The organism is Saccharopolyspora sp., from assembly GCF_017434145.1.
Lineage (GTDB): Bacteria > Actinomycetota > Actinomycetes > Mycobacteriales > Pseudonocardiaceae > Saccharopolyspora_C > Saccharopolyspora_C galaxeae.
Window position 1 is genome coordinate 1 of record NZ_JAFRFW010000887.1, and the last position, 2,861, is coordinate 2,861.

3 protein-coding genes are annotated in these 2,861 nt (G+C 71.8%); all 3 read left to right on the forward strand.

The features are described from left to right. Positions 1 to 332: hypothetical protein (locus IJH84_RS24030; protein ID WP_295149356.1), on the forward strand; the 332-nt coding region annotated here is incomplete at its 5' end. A gap of 475 nt (positions 333 to 807) precedes the next feature. Beyond that, a complete protein-coding gene (locus tag IJH84_RS24035; RefSeq protein ID WP_200068495.1) occupies positions 808 to 2,277 on the forward strand; it encodes a serine/threonine-protein kinase in 1,470 nt (489 codons plus the stop codon). Positions 2,278 to 2,437: 160 nt separating this feature from the next. Then, positions 2,438 to 2,861: serine/threonine-protein kinase (locus IJH84_RS24040; RefSeq protein WP_295149364.1), on the forward strand; the 424-nt coding region annotated here is incomplete at its 3' end.

The following is a 2,861-nucleotide window of genomic DNA, read 5'->3' on the forward strand; positions in this document are numbered from 1 at the left end:
ACCCGGCGGCCGGGACGCCGCGCGCGGCGGTGGAAGCGGTGCGGGCGTTCTACCGGGACCTGGGATCGGCCCCGGGCACGGCGGTCGCCAGACTCGCACCGGGAGTGCTGCTGTCTCCGCAGGCCGAAGTCGCGCGCGCCTGGTCGGAAGCGACGACGGTCCGCCCGTTGCAGGTACGCGCGCTCGGCCCGAACGTGGTGCGCAGCGAGGTCGAAGTGGGTTATGCGGACGGAGCCAGGCTGGTGCTGCGGCATCGGATCACCGTCACCGGCGACCGCAGGCCGGTGATCGTGCGCGCGGAGCTGCTGTCGGCCCAGCACTTCCCCCGCTGACCACGGCACAACGCTGCGGCGGTACCGTTCTGCGGGATCACAACAATGCGGCAACGACGTCCGTCGGCTCGTGGCCGCCGCAGCGCCGCCCGGCCGCGCACCGGATTCGGATCGCGAGTCGATCAACGCTTCGGCAGTGCTCCCCGGTCGGCCGCACCACCCGCGGCGTGGACTGCGGAAACACTTCGGCCGACCGGAACGATTCGCAACACGGCGGGGTCGCGACACGCGCGGTGCAGATCGGGCAGTCGGATCTCGCGACTTCGGGCCTATGCCGCGAAGGCGTCGGCTAGGCTGCCGTACCGCGGCAAGGTCCGGCTTCCGGGCCGAAACCGGGCCGCGGAGCAAGGAACGTGTACATGTCGGAGGGCCGAACCGGTCCGCCAAATCCGCCGTTGCCCGGCGGGGCGCAGCCCATCCCGAGGGGTGCGGCGCGAGCCCGTGCGGGCATCGAGAGCAGTACGGGGAGACGTCGGTGAGCGACGAAGGTCGCCTGGTCGCCGGACGCTACCGAGTGCAGCGACGCATCGGCAGTGGCGCGATGGGCGTGGTGTGGGAGTGTGTGGATGAACGCCTGCACCGCACTGTCGCGGTCAAGCAGTTGTTGTTGCAGCCCGGACTGGACCCGGGTGAGGCCGAGGAAGCGCGGCAGCGGGCAATGCGGGAAGGCCGGATCGCGGCCCGCCTCCAGCACCAGCACGCGATCTCGGTCTACGACGTAGCCGAGGACGAGGGCCAGCCGGTGCTGGTCATGGAATACCTGCCGTCCACCAGCCTGGGCGCGATGATGTCCGAGCACGGTCCGCTGCCGCCGCGAGAGGTGGCTCGGATCGGTGCGCAGGTGGCGGCGGCGCTCGGCGCCGCGCACTCCGCAGGAGTGGTACACCGCGACATCAAGCCCGGCAACATCCTGCTCGGCGACAACGGCACGGTGAAGATCACCGACTTCGGCATCTCGCGCGCCCAGGGCGACGTGCAGGTGACCAAGACGGGAATGCTGGCGGGCACGCCCGCGTACCTGTCGCCGGACGTCGCGATGGGCCAGGAGCCGACCGGTGCGTCCGACGTGTTCTCGCTGGGCGCCACGCTCTACGCGGCGATCGAGGGCCGCCCGCCGTTCGGGCTCAACGAGAACACGCTGGCGTTGCTGCACGCGGTCGCCGCGGGCCGGATCGACCCGCCGCAGCAGTCCGGGGCCATGGGCGAACCGCTGATGGCGATGATGCAGGCCCGCGTCGAGGACCGGCCGGACATGGCCCAGGTGCGGGACATGCTGCAGACGGTCGCCGACGGCTACTCGGTGACCTCGGTGCCGACCTCGGCCGCGCCGATCCCGCCCGCGTTCGACCCGGAGTCGGGCAGCCAGCCGGACCTGCAGCCGACCAGCGTCGTCGGCACGAACCAGCAGGGCAACGGCACCACCGTCGCCTACTACGACGAGGACCCCTACAGCGCGCAGGAGCACCACCCGCGCACCTCCTACATGGGCTCGGACCCGCGCGGGGACGCAGCGCTGGACGTGCCGCCGAAGCGCAGCAAGCGCCCGGTGGTCATCTCCGGCATCGCGCTGGTCGCGGTCGCCGTGGTGGCGGTGCTGGTGACCTCGGCGTTCCTGGGCAGCAAGCCGCCGCCGGACCCGGCGGGCAACCAGCAGGACACCACGCAGGGGCCGCTGCCGCCTCCGCCGCCTGCACCGACCACGTCCGAGGAGACCTCGTCGTCCGCGGAGACCACCTCCGAGGAGAGCGAGACCAGCACGCCGACCTCCACGCAGGAGAGTTCGCAGCCGACCTCCACGCAGCAGCCGACCTCGTCGCAGCCGACCGAGACGAGCTCGCCGACCTCCGGCGGCGGCTCGTCGTCGCAGCCGACCACGGGTGGTTCGACCCAGACCGGATCGCCGCAGTCCGGTCAGGTCAGCGCCAACCAGCAGCCGTCGAGCTGACCCCGGTGCCGTGGCAGGCCGGGGTTCGCGTCCGGGACGCGAACCCCGGCCGCATTGCGTTCGGCGATCGCCGCACCAGTAACGTGAAGCCGTCGAGCAAGAACCGGTCTCGGGGGCCCGGTCCGTACCGAAGCAGACACCGCAGCACCAGGAGAGACCTGTGAGCGCCGAGGGCCGTTTGATCACGGGCCGCTACCGGCTGGAGAAGCAGATCGGCAGCGGCGCCATGGGAACCGTGTGGCGCGCGGTCGACGACCGGTTGCACCGCACGGTCGCCGTCAAGCAACTGCTGCTCCAACCCGGTTACACCGATGAGGAAACCGAGGAGGCGCGCCAGCGCGCGATGCGCGAGGGCCGGATCGCCGCCCGGTTGCAGCACCAGAACGCCATCGTGGTCTTCGACGTGGCCGAGGACGAGGGCCAGCCGGTGCTGGTCATGGAGTACCTGCCCTCGCAGAGCCTGGCCTCGGTGCTGTCCGAGCAGGGCGTGCTGCCGCCGCAGTCGGTGGCGCGGATCGGCTCGCAGGTGGCAGGCGCGCTGGCCGCCGCGCACATGGCCGGGATCGTGCACCGCGACCTCAAGC